This is a genomic window from Pseudomonas sp. P179 (assembly GCF_000478485.2).
GTDB classification, from domain to species: Bacteria; Pseudomonadota; Gammaproteobacteria; order Pseudomonadales; family Pseudomonadaceae; genus Pseudomonas; species Pseudomonas aeruginosa.
The window spans coordinates 712,287-729,497 of sequence record NZ_KI517354.1; the positions used below are offsets into that span (position 1 = coordinate 712,287).

18 protein-coding genes are annotated in these 17,211 nt (G+C 65.1%); 9 read left to right on the plus strand and 9 right to left on the minus strand.

All coding sequences use genetic code 11. From position 1 onward, the window contains the following. Nucleotides 1-27: 27 nt before the first annotated feature. The 3 genes from HMPREF1224_RS15850 to HMPREF1224_RS15860 all read right to left on the minus strand — a co-directional run bounded on the left by HMPREF1224_RS15850 (nt 28) and on the right by HMPREF1224_RS15860 (nt 2,426). Nucleotides 28-984 (minus strand): formate/nitrite transporter family protein, encoded by a 957-nt coding sequence (locus HMPREF1224_RS15850; protein WP_003107204.1) that lies wholly within the window; start codon nt 982-984, stop codon nt 28-30. Nucleotides 985-1,065: 81 nt separating this feature from the next. Next, the gene (locus tag HMPREF1224_RS15855) at nt 1,066-1,995 is read right to left on the minus strand and encodes a PA2778 family cysteine peptidase (RefSeq protein ID WP_003162463.1); all 930 of its coding nucleotides are present in this window, start codon (nt 1,993-1,995) and stop codon (nt 1,066-1,068) included. A gap of 32 nt (nt 1,996-2,027) precedes the next feature. Then, a complete protein-coding gene (locus tag HMPREF1224_RS15860) occupies nt 2,028-2,426 on the minus strand; it encodes a PA2779 family protein (RefSeq protein WP_003090843.1) in 399 nt (132 codons plus the stop codon). A 407-nt stretch (nt 2,427-2,833) separates the two neighbouring features. Here HMPREF1224_RS15860 and HMPREF1224_RS15865 point away from each other — a divergent pair, with 407 nt between their 5' ends. Then, on the plus strand, nt 2,834-3,178 hold the full coding sequence (locus HMPREF1224_RS15865; RefSeq protein WP_003115217.1) for a helix-turn-helix domain-containing protein: 345 nt from the start codon (nt 2,834-2,836) through the stop codon (nt 3,176-3,178). Between the two features lie 53 nt (nt 3,179-3,231). Here the strand turns inward: HMPREF1224_RS15865 and HMPREF1224_RS46155 are convergent, their stop codons facing one another. Beyond that, nucleotides 3,232-3,840, minus strand: a complete 609-nt coding sequence (locus HMPREF1224_RS46155) for an NAD(P)H-dependent oxidoreductase (RefSeq protein ID WP_071534012.1) — start codon at nt 3,838-3,840, stop codon at nt 3,232-3,234. 154 nt (nt 3,841-3,994) lie between these two features. On the opposite strand from HMPREF1224_RS46155, the gene bamI reads away from it, so the two are divergent. The 6 genes from bamI to HMPREF1224_RS15900 all read left to right on the plus strand — a co-directional run bounded on the left by bamI (nt 3,995) and on the right by HMPREF1224_RS15900 (nt 9,374). Beyond that, nucleotides 3,995-4,654, plus strand: a complete 660-nt coding sequence (gene bamI, locus HMPREF1224_RS15875; RefSeq protein WP_003124476.1) for a biofilm-associated metzincin protease inhibitor BamI — start codon at nt 3,995-3,997, stop codon at nt 4,652-4,654. Nucleotides 4,655-4,731: 77 nt separating this feature from the next. Then, entirely contained in the window at nt 4,732-6,531 is a 1,800-nt protein-coding gene (gene mep72 / locus HMPREF1224_RS15880) for a metalloendopeptidase Mep72 (RefSeq protein ID WP_003119896.1), read from the plus strand. A 171-nt stretch (nt 6,532-6,702) separates the two neighbouring features. Next, nucleotides 6,703-7,260 carry a DUF2975 domain-containing protein gene (locus HMPREF1224_RS15885; protein WP_003090849.1) on the plus strand — a complete coding sequence of 186 codons (558 nt, stop codon included), beginning with the start codon at nt 6,703-6,705 and terminating at the stop codon, nt 7,258-7,260. An 8-nt stretch (nt 7,261-7,268) separates the two neighbouring features. Further along, on the plus strand, nt 7,269-7,487 hold the full coding sequence (locus tag HMPREF1224_RS15890) for a helix-turn-helix domain-containing protein (RefSeq protein WP_003108924.1): 219 nt from the start codon (nt 7,269-7,271) through the stop codon (nt 7,485-7,487). Between the two features lie 114 nt (nt 7,488-7,601). Continuing rightward, entirely contained in the window at nt 7,602-8,069 is a 468-nt protein-coding gene (locus tag HMPREF1224_RS15895; RefSeq protein WP_003104034.1) for a GAF domain-containing protein, read from the plus strand. A 66-nt stretch (nt 8,070-8,135) separates the two neighbouring features. Beyond that, nucleotides 8,136-9,374 carry a M20/M25/M40 family metallo-hydrolase gene (locus tag HMPREF1224_RS15900; RefSeq protein ID WP_003119895.1) on the plus strand — a complete coding sequence of 413 codons (1,239 nt, stop codon included), beginning with the start codon at nt 8,136-8,138 and terminating at the stop codon, nt 9,372-9,374. A gap of 21 nt (nt 9,375-9,395) precedes the next feature. Here the strand turns inward: HMPREF1224_RS15900 and mcpN are convergent, their stop codons facing one another. Beyond that, the gene (gene mcpN, locus HMPREF1224_RS15905) at nt 9,396-10,991 is read right to left on the minus strand and encodes a nitrate chemoreceptor McpN (RefSeq protein ID WP_003116585.1); all 1,596 of its coding nucleotides are present in this window, start codon (nt 10,989-10,991) and stop codon (nt 9,396-9,398) included. Nucleotides 10,992-11,234: 243 nt separating this feature from the next. Here mcpN and HMPREF1224_RS15910 point away from each other — a divergent pair, with 243 nt between their 5' ends. Together HMPREF1224_RS15910 and HMPREF1224_RS15915 are read left to right on the plus strand one after the other, a co-directional pair. Continuing rightward, complete coding sequence (locus HMPREF1224_RS15910; protein WP_003124474.1) at nt 11,235-12,314, plus strand: hypothetical protein; 1,080 nt, start codon at nt 11,235-11,237, stop codon at nt 12,312-12,314. Between the two features lie 434 nt (nt 12,315-12,748). Next, a complete protein-coding gene (locus HMPREF1224_RS15915) occupies nt 12,749-13,234 on the plus strand; it encodes a hypothetical protein (RefSeq protein WP_003122543.1) in 486 nt (161 codons plus the stop codon). Between the two features lie 88 nt (nt 13,235-13,322). Here HMPREF1224_RS15915 and HMPREF1224_RS15920 read toward each other — a convergent pair whose 3' ends face one another. The 4 genes from HMPREF1224_RS15920 to HMPREF1224_RS15935 all read right to left on the minus strand — a co-directional run bounded on the left by HMPREF1224_RS15920 (nt 13,323) and on the right by HMPREF1224_RS15935 (nt 17,186). Further along, entirely contained in the window at nt 13,323-13,613 is a 291-nt protein-coding gene (locus tag HMPREF1224_RS15920; RefSeq protein WP_003104043.1) for a hypothetical protein, read from the minus strand. A 93-nt stretch (nt 13,614-13,706) separates the two neighbouring features. Next, the gene (locus tag HMPREF1224_RS15925) at nt 13,707-14,303 is read right to left on the minus strand and encodes a hypothetical protein (protein ID WP_003114780.1); all 597 of its coding nucleotides are present in this window, start codon (nt 14,301-14,303) and stop codon (nt 13,707-13,709) included. An 80-nt stretch (nt 14,304-14,383) separates the two neighbouring features. Beyond that, a complete protein-coding gene (locus HMPREF1224_RS15930) occupies nt 14,384-15,418 on the minus strand; it encodes a hypothetical protein (protein WP_003090863.1) in 1,035 nt (344 codons plus the stop codon). A gap of 451 nt (nt 15,419-15,869) precedes the next feature. Next, entirely contained in the window at nt 15,870-17,186 is a 1,317-nt protein-coding gene (locus HMPREF1224_RS15935; RefSeq protein ID WP_003119892.1) for a sialidase family protein, read from the minus strand. Between the last annotated feature and the right edge of the window lie 25 nt (nt 17,187-17,211).

Sequence of the window (17,211 nt, forward strand, 5' to 3'; positions counted from 1 at the left end):
CGGGGTGCCGTTTTTTCCATCCGCTCCTCAACCTTCGCTACGGATCTGCGCATGACTGATCAGGGCGAAGATCAGGCTACCGCCGACGATGTTGCCGCCCAGGGTAGGCAGGGCGAACTTCAGCAGGAACTCGGTCCAGCCGATTTCCCCGGCGAACGCCAGGTAGCCTACCTCCGCCGAGCCCACCACGATGTGGGTGAAGCTGCCCAGCGCCATCAGGTAGGTGACCATCGCGATGATCCAGATCTTCGCGCCCTCCGCCGCCGGGATCAGCCAGACCATGGTGGCGATCATCCAGCCGGAAACGATGCCCTTGGCGAACATTTGCGCCAGGTCGTTGTGCATCACCTCGCGGCCGATCTCAAGGAACGCCGCGTCGGCCGCTTCATTGAATATCGGCAGATGCAGCACCGCCCAGGCGAACAGCAGCGTACCGACGATATTGCCGAACAGCACCACGCTCCAGAGACGCAACAGTTGCCAGGCCTTTTCCAGGGTCGGCTCGGTCATCACCGGCAACACGGCGGTCAGGGTGTTTTCGGTGAACAGTTGCTGGCGGGCGAGGATCACTGCCAGGAAGCCCATGGGATAGCCGAAGCTGCTGACGATGATCGCCCACTCCTGCTCGGGCAAGGCAGCGCGGAACAGGCCCATGCCCATCAACGAGAGGCCGATGGTCAGCCCCGCGGCCACCGCCGACCACCAGAGTGCCGCCAGCGTGCGCTGCAACTCGTGTTCGCCCTGGACGCGAATCACCTCGTGCAGGACAGCGGCGCGCGGTGGCTGCTTGTCGTCGATCTCCCGCCGCTCGTTGGCGGTCAGCGCCGTGGCCGAACGTCCGTCGGCCGGTTTCTCTTTCCGCTCCTCGCCGCGCGCACGCGGCTTGCGCGTGCCCTCCGCCGCATGCCCCTGGCGCTTGCCCGCCGCACCGCCCTTGGCCGGTTGCCGGGGGGTGGGGGGCGAAGTCCGCTTGTCGTTGGCCATGTTCTGCACCTGAGTGGGGTCCTCCCAGGTATAGAGCCGTCTCGCTGGAACGGGGTTCCGACAACCTTCGGCTCCGCCGCCTCAGCGGGGCGGTGCGCCAACGGGACAGGCCGGCAGCTCGGCGCACCGAGCCGCGGGTGCGACGGCCTGCGGCAAGGCCGCAGCGAAGCGGGCTTCCCCAGGCTGCAATGCCCGCGCGCAGGCCTGCGCCTGGCGCGCCGGCGCCGCGCAACCGCGTTCCGCCAGCAACTGGGACAGGTTGAACCAACCCGCGGCGAAATCCACGCGACGCTCGACGCTGGTGAGCATGGCCTGTTCGGCAGCGGCGGAATCGCCTGCGGCGTAGCGACTGTTGCCCAGGGCAAACCAGGCGAAGGCGTCCTCAGGCCAGCGTCGCACGGCTTCTTCGTAGGCGCGCCGGGCAACCTTGGGGTGGCCGGTTTCCTCGCTGTCACTGGCGGCCTTGAGCCACGGGACCGCCGCTGCCGTGGCCGGCAGGCGGTCACCCGGCAGGGTCAGCACCGCCCAGCGCCCCGAACGCTTCCAGGTCGACTCGAAGCTGGTGAAGTCGGTAACCCAGCGCCGGGTGATGCCCGAGCGCAGCACCAGTTCGCGGCGCTCCCGATCGAAACCGACCACCACCGCGAAGTGCCAGCGCGGCCACCAGGAGAAAGCCTGGTTCTGTAACACCAGCACCGGGTTGCCCGCCGCGACCTCCTCGAGCACGCTCTCCAGTCCGCCTTGCAGCGGATAGACCAGCATGCCGTGGCGGCGCGCCGCGGCGACCATCTCCAATTGCAGGCTGCCCTCGCGACCGGGAATGAACACCTCGTCCTTCAATTGCCCCGGCGTCAACGCCAGGCCGCGCTGGCCAAGCATCGTGGCCAGCGCGGCGGGACCGCACTGGTAGGCTTCCTGGGGGAAGAACGGCACTTCGCGCAGCTCCACCCGTGCGGGCAGCGCCGCGCTTTCCGGCGGCAGTCTCGGCGGCTGCGCGCAGCCGCCGAGCATTGCGGAGACCAGCAGTGCCCCTGCCAGCCGCCTCACCGATTGATGCATTTGATGAAGCTGAAGATATCCGTGGCGCAAAGCATGTCGGTGATGATGAAGATCACCAGGAACAACACGATGATGCCGATGATGCCGCCCGCCGGCGCCTGGTCCAGCTGCTGGTTGAACTGCGCCAGCTCGGCGTTGGTCAGGCTGTTGATGCGACTCGCCACCTGGTCGCGGGGCACGCCCATGGCCTCCAGCTTCTTCTGGACGCCCTGGTCGTCGAGCATCTTCAGCAGTTGCTGGCGATCGAGGTTGTGCTGTTGTTGCTGCATGACTTCCGCAGTACCGATCATCGCTGCCTGGGCGAGCGGAACCTCGGCGAAGGTGAGCAGGTGCAGCGCTGCCAGGACGGCAGCGACACGGCGGATGCTTGTTGTTGTTCTCATGGGAATGACCTCTGCGTGAAACCCGGCTATTAGTCCTGGAAGGCGAGGCTTGGTTCCGCAACGCCCACCTTTCCTGAGTATCGTCCCGATCGCCGTTTTCCGCCGCCTCGGCGCCGATGCCCGCCCCTCTGGCGAGACGACGACCCGCCGCCCCCAGGCGACGAAACGGCGTCCGCCTTTATGCAATTCGCATATACTCCGGCTCGCCGCGAGAAAACCGGAGCATGCGCGATCTCGGCGACATCGACGCATATCCCCGCCGCAGCCTCGTACACGGCGTCGAAACCGCGCGCCGCCCCGGACGACAGAGCCTCCGGCACGGCGAAAACTAAGGATTCCTGAGCTTCCATCTTGTCCAGATTTGCCCAACCTTGAGCGAGCGGGCCAACGGGACGGGAGTTGTATGGATGCTAGGTACCCGGCTAAAAGCCGCAAGAATCAGAGCGGGATACTCGCAGAAACAGTTGGGCATGCTGGTGGGAATGGACGAGTTTTCCGCCAGCGCACGGATGAACCAATACGAACGCGAACGGCACTCCCCCAACATGCGGACTTCCGAACAGCTGGCCATGGTCCTCCAGGTCCCCATGGCCTACCTCTATTGCCCCGAGGACGAGCTGGCCGAGCTCATCCTCAAGGTGTCCAGCCTGACACCCGAGTTCAAGAAAGAGCTGACGCGTTTCATCGAACAGTTGCTCGCGGCCCAGGGATCAACCAGCCGCCAGCCTGTACGCACAAGGAGTGAACTGTGAACAAAAGCTTGGATTCAGACTCGATAACCACCGCCATAATGGCCCTGCGTCGCCTACGCGACACGCACCCGGAGCAGTACCGGGAGCTGCTGCCGTTGTGCGCCTCGGGGCTGGTGGAGACCCTGGTCGGACAGAGCGACGGGGACGACCGCAGGAAGGCCGAGACGCAGAGCGAGACCATCGCCCGCTGGACCTGGCTGCAGTTGCTCGGCTGGGCCCAGAACAACAGCCTCAGCCAGCAGCAGATCGAAAGCCTCTACAGCATCGTCGAAGGCATCCGCAGTTGCCGGCCGCTGATGCAGGAGCGCGCCCGTCTCCTGCAACTGGCGCGAGGCTGAGGCCCCGGCGCGGCTAGAGGCCGTACCGGGTTGCCTGGAGATGAGCGAACATGCCACCGTCGGCCGGGATGTCGACACCCCATAGCCAGCGCCAGGCGTCAGCGAAGCCAGCTGGACGAACCAGGGCTTTGAGGTGGCATCGGCGAACTTCTTGAACTGCCAGGCCGGTCCGCCCATATAGGTGGGGCTGCCGTAGACGATGGCATCGGCTTCGACGAGCCGAGCAACTTCGTCCAGTTCTTCAAGCGCGAGGACGGCCAGGTGCGCCGAAGCCTTCCGCCGCGAACAGCATGGCGGCCGAACGCCAGCCTTGCCGCAGCGCACAGAGCGCACGTGACCTGGCGCCCGCAGCGCTCCGGCCTGATTCGCAGTTTCGTCACGCCGGCGCGCGGCCTGGCGCAAATGTGAACGGTTGCCGCCACGCTGGGAGAGGCTTCTTCCTAGACTCCGCGCCACGTTCACTCAGAGGAGAAACAACGTGGCCAAGACATGGATCTACGCAGCCTCGGCCGCCGCCATCGGCGGTGCGCTGATCGGCGGCTGGCTGCTCGACCCGGCTCCGCCCGAGGCATCGCCGCAGGCCCGCCAGTCCCCCGCCGCCCAGGCAGCCGCCGCCCCGACAGCGGCGCTCGCGGCGCCGGCGGCGGACGCTACCCGCATGCTCGCCCCGACCCCCGTCACGACGCCCGCGCCACGCGAGCGGGTGACGCTCTGGCAAGGCGAACTGCGCAGCCGCGAAGGCGCCCAGGGTATTCCCGAATACCTGGCGCAGGTCGAACCCGCCCTGCTCGACACGCTGGCGCTCGGCCAGGTGCTGGAAATGAGCCTGCCGGGTCGCGAGCGGCCCTTGCAGGCACGCCTCGCCAGCACCCATAACAGCGCCGGCCTGCCGGTCTGGCGCGGCGGCCTGGTGGACGGCGACGAGGCGGAAAGCCTGACCGTGGTGCGCGGCAGCCTGGAAACCCACATCAATGTCGCCACCCTCGACGGCAGCTACTCGATCATCGTCGACAACCGCAGCGGCAAGACCCGGGTGATCGACGAGAACGACATCGCCGCGCGTAGCGACCCGCACGGCGATCATGTCGACGCGCCGCTCGCCGAGCTGCCACCGATGCCGCCGCCCGCCCAGGGCTGAGCCCACCTTCCCAGCATGTTTCCCCAGCGGTGCCCTCGGGGCGCCATGGCTTCCTATTGTCCGAACACAGGCAACCCATGAAGAAATCCCTGCTCTGCTCCACCCTAGCCCTGGCGGTAGCCTCTGCCGCCCAGGCCGCGCCGAAGACCGTCGACATCATGGTCCTCTACACCACCGCGGCGACCCAGACCGCAAATGGCCGCGACATCGATGCGCGGATCGCCAGCTACATCGAGTTCGCCAACACCGCCTACGAGAAGAGCGGCGTCAACCTGCGCCTGCGTCTGGTGCACAAGCAGCGCCTGGACTGGGCCGACTACCCGACGGTGACCGGCGCCAACCTCGATCGCTTCATGCGCGACCCGCAGGTGCAGCGCCTGCGCGAGCAGTACGGCGCCGACCTGGTCAGCCTGGTCAACCGCTCGCAGAACAGCGGCAACGGCTACATCACCTGCGGCATCGGCTACATGGGCTCGGGCGATAAGAACAGCGGGCGCTTCCACAGCAACGCCAAGGACATTGCCTACAACCTCACCGGGGTCGACTGCGGGCTCAACACCTTCGCCCATGAAGCCGGCCACAACATGGGCCTGCGCCACTCCTACGAGCAGGACCTGGAGTCCAGCTACTACGATCCGCGCTACGCCCACAGCGGCACCTACGAATGGAGCCGAGGCTACGGCGTGCAAGGGCGCTTCGCCACCGTGATGGCCTACCCGCATGCCTTCGGCACCAACAAGCAGGCACCGTTCTTCGCCAACCCGCGCCTGGTCAACGCCGAATGCGCCAACCAGCCCTGCGGCCGCGAAGAACACGCCGACGCCGTACGCGCGCTGAACAGCATGGCCACGCAGATCGCCGACTTTCGCCCGACCAAGGTACCCGGCACGCTCAACCCGGGCTCCGGCGGCGACACGCCGACCCCGCCGGACCTGCCATGGTGCACGAAAGCCAAGCTCGGCGGCCTGCTCGGCGATGGCGAGTTCGCCAGCATGGAAGGCTGGCGCGCATGGTCCGGCAACGCCCAGTTGAGCCTGGTGAACGTCGCCAAGGGCTGCCGCGACAATGCCTTGCTGGTCGACGTGCGTGGCTTCGATCTGCTGGTCCGCCCCATTGCCCCCCTGCGCGCCGGCAGCGGCTACCGGCTGAGCGGCAAGGTCATGCTCAAGGCCGCCAATACCCGTGAAACCGTGCGCATGGCGCTGCTCAGCGAACGCGCCGATGGCGCCCTGGCCTACAACCCGGCGCAGAGCGTCGAACTGTCGGTCAGCGGCAACGAGTTCAGTCGCCTGGAGAAGACCTTCGACTACCGTCCCGCCGCCGACCAGCGCAACCTCTACGTGGCGGTCTGGAGCGACAGCGGCGCCAGCCTGCTGGTCGACGAGATGAACCTGCAGGAAGCCCAGGCCGCGCCGCCGAGCGTACCGCCGGCGCCGAAACGCATCGCCTACGACTTCGAGAGCGGCATCGGCGGCTGGAGCGGCGTGCATGCCAGCGCCCGCGCCACGCGCGTCGCCAGCGCCGGGCGGCTGGCCCTGGAAGCCTACCAGCGGCGCTACGCCGGCACCGGCGCGAGCACCAGCCTGCTGGGCAACCTGGAAGCAGGCCGGACCTACGCGTTCAGCGCGGACGTACGGGTCGGCGACGGTCGCGGCTCGCAGGCCATGACCTATGCCTACCTCTACCTGGAAAGCCAGGGTCGGCCCGGCGAATACCTGCCCCTGGGCTACAAGGTGGTCGAGAATGGCCGCTGGGCCAGCCTGCGCGGCCAGGTGCAATTGCCGAAGGGGCCGATCAAGCGTGCTGAACTGATGATCCTCAGCGGTAACCAGCAGGAGTCGATGTTCATCGACAACGTCCAGTTGCTGCAGAAGTAGGACGCTTCCCCTCCGTGCCCCCGGCAGGCACGGGGGGGATTTTGCGGAGCGCTCCAGGCCGGATGCAGCGATCTTGAAATTATCGTTTTACGATAATTTATTATTAAACTATGATCACTTCGGTTTCCCTCGTTTCCGAGGGGCCTGCCCACCTTCCCAGGAGTACCCCCGATGACAAGCGACCGCCTGGCCGGCTACAGCCGCCTGATGGCTACCCTGACCCTGCTGTTGATCGCCGGCATGCTGCTGCTCAACGCCGCGTGCTGGATCTTCCCCGACCTTGCCAGCGAGCACGGCCTCGGTTTCGCTCTCACCGCCACCGGTGTCGCCGGCGACCTCGGCGTTGTGGCGCGGGACATGCCGCTCTGGCAGGCCCTCGGCGGCATCCTCCTGTCGAGCCTGCCGCTGCTGGTCCTGGCCAGTGGACTGCAGGCGCTGCGAAGGCTGTTCCAGCACTACGGGCGCGGCGAGTATTTCTGCGAAGACGCCGCGGCGCTGCTCGGCAAGGTCGGCCTGTGCCTGGCTTGCTGGGTGCTGGCGAACTTCCTGCTGGAACCGCTGCTGACAGTCTGGGTCACCTTCCTCCAACCCCAGGGGCAACGCATCGTCAGTCTCAGCTTCGGTTCGGCGGAACTGGTCAGCCTGTTCGCCGCCGCCTCGGTGATGGTGATCGCGCGCATCCAGCGCAAGGCCGCCCTGCTCGCCGAGGAAAACCGCCAGTTCGTCTGAGGTCCGCCATGCCCATCGAAATCAGGCTGGACGTCATGCTCGCCCTGCGCAAGGCCAGGTCCAAGGACCTGGCCCAGGCCATCGGCATCACCGAACAGAACCTGTCGCTGCTCAAGCAGGGCAAGGTAAAGGGCATTCGCCTCGCTACCCTGGAGGCCATCTGCGCCTACCTGGCGTGCCAGCCGGGAGACCTGCTGGAGTACCTGCCCGGCCCGACCGAGGAGTGACAGCCGGGCGCTTATGCGCTCGAGCGAGGGGGAGCGCACCAAAGGGTATTTAGGCCAAGCCCCCTTTCGCCGCTACAGTCGCGGTTCATCCACCAGACATGGGCGAGGCCGGGCATGGCGAAATCCTCCGAACGATTCGAATCCCTGCGCCGGGATATCGACGCACTGGCCCGCCGGCTCGACGTGCCGTCGGTGCTGATCATGCGTTCCCTGCCCCGGCACATGCGCGTCGAGGCCTCCGCCGGACGCCTGGAGGACACCTACCCGATCGGCGCCGAAGGCCGCAAGAGCGTCCATGAAGACGGCGCCAAACCCCTCTACTGCGAACGCGTGGTCGACCGCGACGCCCCGTTGCACGTGCGCGACTCGCGCCAGGAGACGGAATGGGCCGGCAACGAGGATGAAGTCGAGTTCGGCCTGAGCAACTACCTTGGCTATCCGGTTCATGCGCCCGACGGCACCCCGTACGGCACCGTCTGCGTACTCGACAGCCGACCGCGCGACTATTCGGCCGAGGAACGAGCCCTGCTGGAAGAATTGCGGCGCAAGGTCGAGGCGCTGCTGGCGGAAACCGTCTCATGACCTAAGGTCAATCGGATACCGCGGCGCACAACCGCGCCGCCTCCGCCCGCCAGACGAGGACCTTCCGTGCACGCCCGCCGCCTGCCCCGCCTCTTGCCGCTCGCCCTCGCCTTCCTGCTTTCGCCCGCCGCCTTCGCTGCCGACACGCCAGCCGCCGAGCTGCTGCGCCAGGCCGAAGCCGAACGCCCGGCCTACCTCGACACGCTCCGGCAACTGGTCGCGGTGGACAGCGGTACCGGCCAGGCCGAAGGCCTCGGCCAGTTGTCCGCGCTGCTCGCCGAACGCCTGCAGGCGCTCGGCGCGCAAGTCCGCAGCGCACCGGCGACGCCCTCGGCCGGCGACAACCTGGTGGCCACCCTCGATGGCACCGGCAGCAAGCGCTTCCTGCTGATGATCCACTACGACACAGTGTTCGCCGCCGGCAGCGCGGCGAAGCGTCCGTTCCGCGAGGACGCGGAGCGCGCCTACGGACCCGGCGTGGCCGACGCCAAGGGCGGCGTGGCGATGGTGCTGCATGCCCTGGCGCTGCTCAGGCAGCAAGGCTTCAGGGACTACGGACGGATCACCGTGCTGTTCAATCCCGACGAAGAGACCGGCTCCGCCGGCTCGAAGCAACTGATCGCCGAGCTGGCCCGGCAGCAGGACTACGTCTTCTCCTACGAGCCGCCGGACCGGGACGCAGTGACGGTAGCCACCAATGGCATCGACGGCCTGCTGCTCGAGGTGAAGGGTCGCTCGTCCCATGCCGGCTCGGCACCCGAGCAAGGCCGCAACGCCATTCTCGAACTGTCGCACCAGTTGCTGCGTCTCAAGGACCTCGGCGATCCGGCGAAAGGCACCACGCTGAACTGGACCCTCGCCAGGGGCGGCGAGAAGCGCAACATCATTCCCGCCGAGGCTTCGGCGGAAGCCGACATGCGCTACTCGGACCCGGCCGAGAGCGAGCGGGTACTGGCCGACGCCCGGAAGCTGACCGGCGAACGCCTGGTCGCCGATACCGAAGTCAGTCTGCGTCTCGACAAGGGTCGTCCGCCTCTGGTGAAGAACCCCGCCTCGCAGCGCCTGGCGGAAACCGCGCAGACGCTCTACGGTCGAGTCGGCAAGCGCATCGAGCCGATCGCCATGCGCTTCGGCACGGACGCCGGCTACGCCTACGTGCCCGGCAGCGACAAACCGGCGGTGCTGGAAACCCTCGGCGTGGTCGGCGCCGGCCTGCACAGCGAGGCGGAATACCTCGAACTATCCAGCATCGCCCCCCGCCTGTACCTGACGGTGGCGCTGATCCGCGAGCTGTCCGCCGACTAGCGCCGACGCCCGCAGCCAGCCTCAGGTACGGAAGCGACCGAGCACCACGCGCAAGCCAGCCATGTGCTCCTTGACCCTCTGGTTGGCCGAAAGCACTGCGGCGGTCCCTTCGTGGGCCTGCTCGGAGAGTCCGGAGACGTTGGTGATGTTGCGGTCGATGTCCTGGGCCACCTGGCTCTGTTCCTCAGCGGCGGTCGCGATCTGCTGGTTGAGGCCGTCCAGTTCTTCCACCGTGGCGACGATGCGCCCCAGCGCCTGGGCCGCGCTGTCGGCCTCGACGAGGTTGCTCTGGGCATGGCTGGCGCTACCGCGCATGGCGGCGACCGCATCGTTGGCGCCGTCCTGCAACTGCTCGATCAACCCCTGGATCTCCTGGGTCGACTGCTGGGTACGGTTGGCCAGCGAACGCACTTCGTCCGCCACCACGGCGAAGCCGCGCCCGGCCTCCCCGGCCCGCGCCGCCTCGATGGCGGCATTGAGCGCCAGCAGGTTGGTCTGCTCGGCGATGCTGCTGATCACCGTAAGCACCTGGCCGACACTGCCGGCATGCTGGTGCAGGGTGTTCAGCGCCAGGGCGGTCTGTTCCAGTTCCTCCGCCAACGCACCGGTCTGGCTGCTGGCGTGCTCCACCAGACGCCGTCCCTCGTGGGCCAGGGCCGCGGCGTCGCGCGTGGAGTGCGCCGCATGGTTGGCGTGGCGGGCGACCTCGGCCACGGTGGCGCTCATCTCGTTCATCGCGGTGGCCACCTGGTCCAGGTCCTGGTGCTGGCGCGCCACCTGGTCGCCGGCGCCGAGCGCCTGCTCCAGGGCCTCGGCCACGTCCTTGTCGGTCTCTGCCGCGCTGCGCTTGACGTTCGCCAGCAAACCGCTGACGTCCTGGCGCATCCGCTCGTAGCCAGCGACGATGCGGCCGATCTCGTTGTCCGCATGGCCCGCCGCCAGGGCATGGGTGAAGTTCGCCGCGCCGACCTCGGTCAGCGCCACTTCCAACCCACGCAACTGCCGCATCAGCGGCGCCAGGCCGAACTGCCGGCCGAGCACCACCAGCACCAGGATCGCCAACAGGCAACCGAAGGCGATCCACATCTGGGTGTGCTGGACACTGTCGGCGCGCGCGCTCATCAGCGAGACCAGGTTGTTCAGCTCGCCCAACAGCTCGGTGGAATACTGCGAGAAGCCGCGCAGATCGACCTGGCTGGCAGGCTGTGCCACCTGGTCGAGCATGGCCCGGTAGCGGCCCCAGATCTGCGCCACCTTCTGCCGCTGGGCGGCGATCTCCGGCGCGCCCATCCGGCTCACGTTGCGCTCGGCATTGCCCGTATCCAGGTCGGCGGCCGAGCGTTCGTACTGGGCGATGGTCGCGGCCAGGGCCTTTGGGTCGCCGGCGCCGAGTCGCAATTGCAGCGCCTCGCGGGCCATCTTCTGGCTGAGCATGCGCTGCGCGCCGGCCACGTTGATGGTTTCCGGCGAGATCGACATGCTCAGGTACAACGCCACCGAGGCGCAGGCGGCCAGGCCGAACATCAGTGCATAGGACAGCAGGAACTGGGCGTTCAGGGTCTTCAACCCGAGCCCCCGTAGAATCCGATCGAACACCCTGGCGACGCTTTCGTTCATTGGTTTTTCCCCACTGGACTACAGAAACCGATAACCACCCCATCGGCCCGTCGCGCCTGGGCTTGAATCGGCACTTCGCCGACTCCATCCCCGAGCGCCTCCCTCTCCAGGGCGTGGCCCCCGGCGGACAAGGCCTGAAGACAGTTTGCCGCTGCGGCATCGGGACGCGCCCTGTAAACTCTGGCAGGTACCCGGCACGCCGCGCCGGAGACGTCATGGAACCCAACCCGCAAGGACGCCCGCGTGATCCCCGTCGCCCCTCTTCCCCTGATCGTCCCGCTCATCTACCTGTCGTCGTTCGTCGCCGGCATCTGGCTGCTGATCTGGCTATCGCTCCTGGCCTTCAGCCCGCGCGCGCGCCAGCGCTTGCGCCGCCGCTGGCCGAGCCGCGGCCTGCTGATGCTGCTCCTGCTGATCCCGTTGGGACTGCGCGCCTGGCTGGAGATCGGTCTCTGGCAGTACGAGCGCGAACGTGCACGCGAGGAAGCCGCGCACAGCGCCGTGCTCGAGCGCCCTACCCGCCTCGGAGGCATCGAGATGCCTGCCGGCACCCGGCTGAAGCTGGAACTCAAGCACCAGCCGGAAAGCTTCCGAGAAGCCGAATTCCCCACCCCGGTGACGATCCGCGGCGTCGCCACCCGCCACCTGCAACGCTGGCTGCAGAGCGAGCAGGACAACCCGCAGGACCCATGGAAAACCACCGGCGTCCATCCCACTTCGCTGCGCCTGCGTGGCGAGGGAGTCGCCGAGATCGAAGGCTGGCGTTGCGACGCCAGCCAGGAAATCGCCTTCGCCAGCGAGCGCGACGGGCGTCCCGCCGCCTTCGAAGGCTGTAGCCTGGCGATCGGCAACCGCGCCGACGACATCGACTTCCCCGCCGGTGCGCGATTGTTCGCCAGCGATGGCATGGTCTACACCGACGGCTACCGCGACGCCGAGCGCTGGCGGGTAATGCCGGAAACCGGGCAACGGGTGTCGGTGCGCGGCATCGCGCTGAGCGGCGGCGCCCTGGCCTTCGACCGCGACCGCCGCCTGTACGGCCTCGGCGGTACGGTCCTCGCCGAGGCCTTGCAACTGGGCGCCTGGCACTACCCGGCAGGCACCGAGGTCAGCCTTTCACCCCGCGCCGCCTGGCGCGCGCAACATCCGCACGCCTGGCTGTTCAGTCCTACCCGCGAAGCCGCTTCGCATGCCTCCGGCGAGCGCCTGGAACACGGCGTCTCGCTGTTGCAGACGCTGGACGGCCAGGAACTTGAGCGCCTCGACAACCGCGCGGCAGGGGTCATCGACTTCATCGAACTGGAGATCGGCGACGAACGCTGAACCTGCGCCGCGCGGTTATCTGAGGCTCAGCCAGCAGCGCGGCGGGAAGGGCAATCAGGAAATGGACGAGGCGCATGGACCCTCCGTGGCCATCACTGCGGTATGGCTAGGCATTTTCCCGATCCTGCGGGAAAAGCGATGCCGCTTCGCTTGCCGCACAGCGAAACAGGGCTAGCCTTATCAATGTGACTTTCTCCTATGGTGGTCACCAAAGCCCCGGGGGCCGCTCATCCCTCCGGGGCTTTCCCCCCGCCTGCTGCCTCTCCCCTCCTTGATACAGCAGCCCATCGCAGTTCAACGAGGAAACCCGATGAAACTCAGCATTGTCGCCCTGGGCCTGTTGTCCATGGCAGGGGTGCTCATCTGCACCTATCTGATCCTGAAATCGCTCAGCGCCATCTGATATCGCTCGTGCACGAAGCTGTGGATCGCCCATGGGCAGATCCAGCAGTCCGCGCGTAGGATGGGCAGGCCCGCTTCCTGCCCATTTTCCGCCAGGAAAAGAGAGGAATTCCTTTCCGAGATTTCCACAGAGGTCATGGATGAAAAAAAGCCCCCTGCTGATACTGAGCGTACTCCTCGCCGCGTGCGGCCCCGACAAGCTGATTTCCGACCTGCCGTCGCCGAACGGGCAATACCACGTCGAGGTTCGGAAATGCCCGGAGAAAGGTTCGATCACCTGGGGCGAAGAAATACAGGTCTCCCTCCTCGAAACCGGGAAATCGGAAAAGTGCCATGCAGTCGTGCGGTCGCTGGCGCAATTCGACCTGCGCGCATCCGCGGACCAATTGCAACTGGAGTGGCTGTCCGATACGGAACTCAGGGCCTGGCACCCTAGCTTCGAGCCCGGGAACCAACCGAACGGCTCGCGCCTGAAGCACGATGCGCCGGTGAAGATGGTCTTTGCGCCGAAGCGCTGAGCGACTCAAAGGACGCACCTGTATTCCGCCGCAGCAGGAGATGTCAAAGCAGTCCGCTTACTCGAGCTACACACCCGCGAGTGCCTGATTAAAGACTGGCAAATATGAAACAAAGCGGCGCCATCCACAGCGCCAGGTTGATCGTCCATTGCAGCGCTCTTTCGCGAGCGCTTCCCAGCTTTCGCTGCTGGAGCACGAATGCCAACGCAGGGGAATGCAGCAACAGGGCGCAGGCAGGAAAGACCAGCAGGTAGGCGATCAGCCCAGGCGCATTCATATTGGGATAGCTATGGCTGACGAGCGATCGCCAGTACGCCACCAGGAAAGCGCTCGCGACCGCGAGGCTGAGTCCCAGGCTGATGCGGCTATACCACTTCATCGAGACCCTCCCGACGCGCCTTCCGGACCTACGCCGATCGCTCCGGAAAACGGCCCGATCCGCCTCGCCTCACCCTGCTTCAGTCAGAGCGGCTCAGGGCTTCCGGGGTTCGTTGCCGAGCAGACGATCGAGTTCGCCCATGACGCGATCGCTCTTGGCCTCTTCGAGCTTGCGCCGGGCCTCGGCGAGATTGGCCTGGGCGCGCTCCATCTCGACCATGCCGACGGCGGTGATCACCGCCTGCAATGGCACGCCCCTGCCGGTGGAGCGCATGCCATTGCGTTCGCGCTCCTGCGGCGCGCAGATGAACTGGAGGACAGCCTCATGGCTTTCGTTGGGCAGCGGGGTCCAGCCCTTGGCGAAGGTGAACTGGAGGTTCGTGGGTTGCCCGTTGTTGGAGAAGGTCTTGGCGTTGACCACCTTCACCTCTCGCGTATCGCAGCGGTACTGGTGCGCGCTGAGCAGATGGAAGGAGTCGAACAGCATGGCGATCTGCACCTGCCAGGCGTTTTCGATACCCGGCACGGGTGCCAGCGAATCGGCATCGGCCAGGAACACGTCAAGCTCGGCAGGGTCGTCGCCCTTGTGTACCACCCACCAGTCTTCGGCCCAGGCATGGCCGGATGCGGCCAGCAGCGCGGCGCACAGCCAAGTCGCGGCACTGCGGGAAACCTTGCGATATACGTTCATGTCACCTTCCTTGTGGGGAAATGCTTCCCTGCCGATCGTGGATAGGGGCGGCACCCGGCGCCCCCCTGAGCGAACACCCGCTATTTCAATGACAGCGGCACGCCCCAGACCGGGTCTTCCATGCCCTGCTTGCGCAGCGGCGTGATCTGCAGGGGCTGGAGTCTGGACAGCAGTTGCCGGTGCTTGTCGCTCAGGGCCCGCTGGGCGATCAGGGACTGGCTGAAGTCCATCGGCGCCGGCCAGGTGTAGACGGTCAGGTTTTCCAATGGGCATTCGATCTTCTTCGGATCGATCGCCCGGCACTTCGACTGCTGGTACTTGTAGCCGGGGGTCTTCAGGTGCATGCGCGGGGCCAGCAGCAATTGCCCGCCCTGCACGGTGAAGCTGGCCAGCGCCTTGTCGACCGGCAGGCGCGCCTGGACCTTGATCGAGGGCACGTCGCGGGAGTCGGTCTGCTGGTAATAGCCGGCCTGGGAGCCCTGGGTCGTCTGCGTGTATTGCTGCTCGCCCCAGCTCACGCAGGCGCCCGAGGCCACATGCACGGCGGTGCAGACCTTCTCGGTCTTGATCTCGCTGCCATAGGTGGCATCTTTCCAGACTTCTTCCCGGTAGTACTCGCGATACAGCTCGGGGGACAGGTACGCGGTGCCGTTGGCGCCATGGCCCGAACCGGGCGGACCGCTGCGGGCGCCGACCTGGTCGAGCAAGCCATGGATCTGGTAGTCGTCGCCGCCGGTCAGCAGGTACTTGCCGGGCGGCAGGATATGCACCTCGAAGGCCTTGAACAGATAGGTCTCGTCGGGCTTCCGCTGCAGCGCGTTGGTCTGGAACTTGCGGCCGAAGGTCACCTTCGGGTCCTTCTCGTACTCCCAGATCGCCGTTGGCGTCCACTGGGTCATGGTCAGGGCATCGCTCAGGGACTTGTGCGGCATCACGTCGGCCACCAGTACCACGGCCATGTTCCCCTTCAGCGCCTGGTCCACCAGGTCCAGCATCTGCGCGTTGCGCGGATCGTCCATACTGCCATAGGCGCCCGAATCGAGTTCCGACACGCAACCGGAAAGGCAAAGCAGCAAGGCGGCGGAAAGGGCAAAACGCGGGCGGGGCAGTCTCATGCATCGATCCTTGATAGAGGCTGGTGCGGGTCGTCGAACGGCCCATCTTACTGGCCCATGCCAGGATCGCAATATTTCAAATGGACTAGGTCGGCAGGGGCACACCGGCAGGGCCAGGAGCTGCCACGGCCCGCCGGCCCTCGTTGGTTCTACGCCTACGCAGACCTCCAGGCGTTGGGATCGGCGTTGTCTGGCAGGCCAGGCTCGGGAAACGTGCACATCCGGAAGAGTGGTAATCCCGCGCGCATTGAGGCCACGCCAGTCTCTTCGGAGAGTATCCAGATGTACCAGGTGTAAGCACTATATTACGGAGGTTTTGTCAGTGACTGAAAAACGGTCGCAGCCTACCCTTACCGCTGCAGTTTTTAATGGGCCGAGCAAGCTAGACCTCCTGCCCGTCCGGTAGATGCGATTCAGCAATCGCTCCGCTTGATTTCTAGTCAGTGGGCAGCTAAATCCATGCTCTGACCCGATAATACCCGGTAGCGAATCGAGTCGTGGCACTATTGTCGATTCCTCCGAAATATCCCGTGCCCCATACTGCCGCTCCAGTTCCAAGCCGAATATTCAAGCTACCCACTTCAACCTGAGCCCCACTGCCTTTATGCCCTCCATCATTGAAATAACTGGGCATGACAATGTTCCATGTTGATGGACTCGATGACCTTGCAAACTCAACGACCACCCGACGCGGCGACCTCTGGAGTCCATGACTCAGGGTATACAAACTATTTGAAGAAACAGAAAACCAGTCTGACTCAAAATCCGGGACTCCTCCCAGATACACTTCAAACTGATAAGCTCCCGACGTCGTAGAAGACGTCTCCCTGAATAGATTACCCAGTATTCTTCGACCTCCCAAAACGACTTGACTAGTATAACCGGAGGCGGCTGGCGCACTATACACAGGAACACGCTCCGTCCAGCCGGAGGAGCCTGCTACGGCTTTCGCCAGCAGGATTGTTCTGTAATAACAAAAATGAGTCGTTCTGTTCGTGTACAAAAGAACTACATGTGGTGTACCTCCCTCAGAGTAAATATAGGAGAGAGAAGGGGCTACGAGAATATCGGTAGAGTCACCATTTTGTGCAGTCACATTACCCTGATCAGTCCATGTGCCGCCGTCGTCCAGACTTATAAACTGACGTAACGCTCCTCCGGCACCAGATCCTACTCTGGCTACAGCCAGAATTACGCCATCTCCCACAGGAAGGTAAGAAGTCTCATTGTATGGTGTGTTCCCGCTGTAGATCGTGCTTCCTTCGCCCCAAGTTTCTCCGCCATCAGAAGACTCTAGCCATTTCAGTTCATAATTGACTCCCGTCGCCGCGTAAAGAGGAATCACATAGCGTGCCCCTACTTGAAAACTTTTTCCATGAGCAAAATTATAATCCGCCCCACCTCTAGCCAATGTGAATTTATGTACCCATGTCACACCTGAATCATCAGATACATAGACCTTCACCTCTCCTGTTTCATAAACCGTCGAGGCCGCGACGATCCTTCCGCTAGGCATCGTCCCACCAGCTACATCTCGAAAATCCTGTCCTCCCGCCTGGGCAACTATGGTAGGCGCACTCCAAATACCACCCTCCAGTTTACTGAAAACAACACGCCCATCACTACCACCTACATGCTCTGTTGCCCGCCTATATATTAGGTACAAACTTCCATCTGACAATATATCCATTTGGCCAAAATGATCATAATATGATTCATACAGAGCCTTTCCCACTAGCCGATGCGGAATATCAAAATAAGTATTCATCCTTCACTCCTTCGGTCAAATTAGG

Excerpts from the sequence above, each read along its gene's own strand:
- HMPREF1224_RS15850 (WP_003107204.1), bottom strand. The coding sequence starts at position 984 with ATGGCCAACGACAAGCGGACTTCGCCCCCCACCCCCCGGCAACCGGCC.
- HMPREF1224_RS15855 (WP_003162463.1), bottom strand. The coding sequence starts at position 1,995 with ATGCTCGGCGGCTGCGCGCAGCCGCCGAGACTGCCGCCGGAAAGCGCG.
- HMPREF1224_RS15860 (WP_003090843.1), bottom strand. The coding sequence starts at position 2,426 with ATGAGAACAACAACAAGCATCCGCCGTGTCGCTGCCGTCCTGGCAGCG.
- HMPREF1224_RS15865 (WP_003115217.1), top strand. The coding sequence starts at position 2,834 with ATGCTAGGTACCCGGCTAAAAGCCGCAAGAATCAGAGCGGGATACTCG.
- mep72 (WP_003119896.1), top strand. The coding sequence starts at position 4,732 with ATGAAGAAATCCCTGCTCTGCTCCACCCTAGCCCTGGCGGTAGCCTCT.
- HMPREF1224_RS15885 (WP_003090849.1), top strand. The coding sequence starts at position 6,703 with ATGACAAGCGACCGCCTGGCCGGCTACAGCCGCCTGATGGCTACCCTG.
- HMPREF1224_RS15890 (WP_003108924.1), top strand. The coding sequence starts at position 7,269 with ATGCCCATCGAAATCAGGCTGGACGTCATGCTCGCCCTGCGCAAGGCC.
- HMPREF1224_RS15895 (WP_003104034.1), top strand. The coding sequence starts at position 7,602 with ATGGCGAAATCCTCCGAACGATTCGAATCCCTGCGCCGGGATATCGAC.
- mcpN (WP_003116585.1), bottom strand. The coding sequence starts at position 10,991 with ATGAACGAAAGCGTCGCCAGGGTGTTCGATCGGATTCTACGGGGGCTC.
- HMPREF1224_RS15915 (WP_003122543.1), top strand. The coding sequence starts at position 12,749 with ATGGGCAGATCCAGCAGTCCGCGCGTAGGATGGGCAGGCCCGCTTCCT.
- HMPREF1224_RS15920 (WP_003104043.1), bottom strand. The coding sequence starts at position 13,613 with ATGAAGTGGTATAGCCGCATCAGCCTGGGACTCAGCCTCGCGGTCGCG.
- HMPREF1224_RS15925 (WP_003114780.1), bottom strand. The coding sequence starts at position 14,303 with ATGAACGTATATCGCAAGGTTTCCCGCAGTGCCGCGACTTGGCTGTGC.
- HMPREF1224_RS15930 (WP_003090863.1), bottom strand. The coding sequence starts at position 15,418 with ATGAGACTGCCCCGCCCGCGTTTTGCCCTTTCCGCCGCCTTGCTGCTT.
- HMPREF1224_RS15935 (WP_003119892.1), bottom strand. The coding sequence starts at position 17,186 with ATGAATACTTATTTTGATATTCCGCATCGGCTAGTGGGAAAGGCTCTG.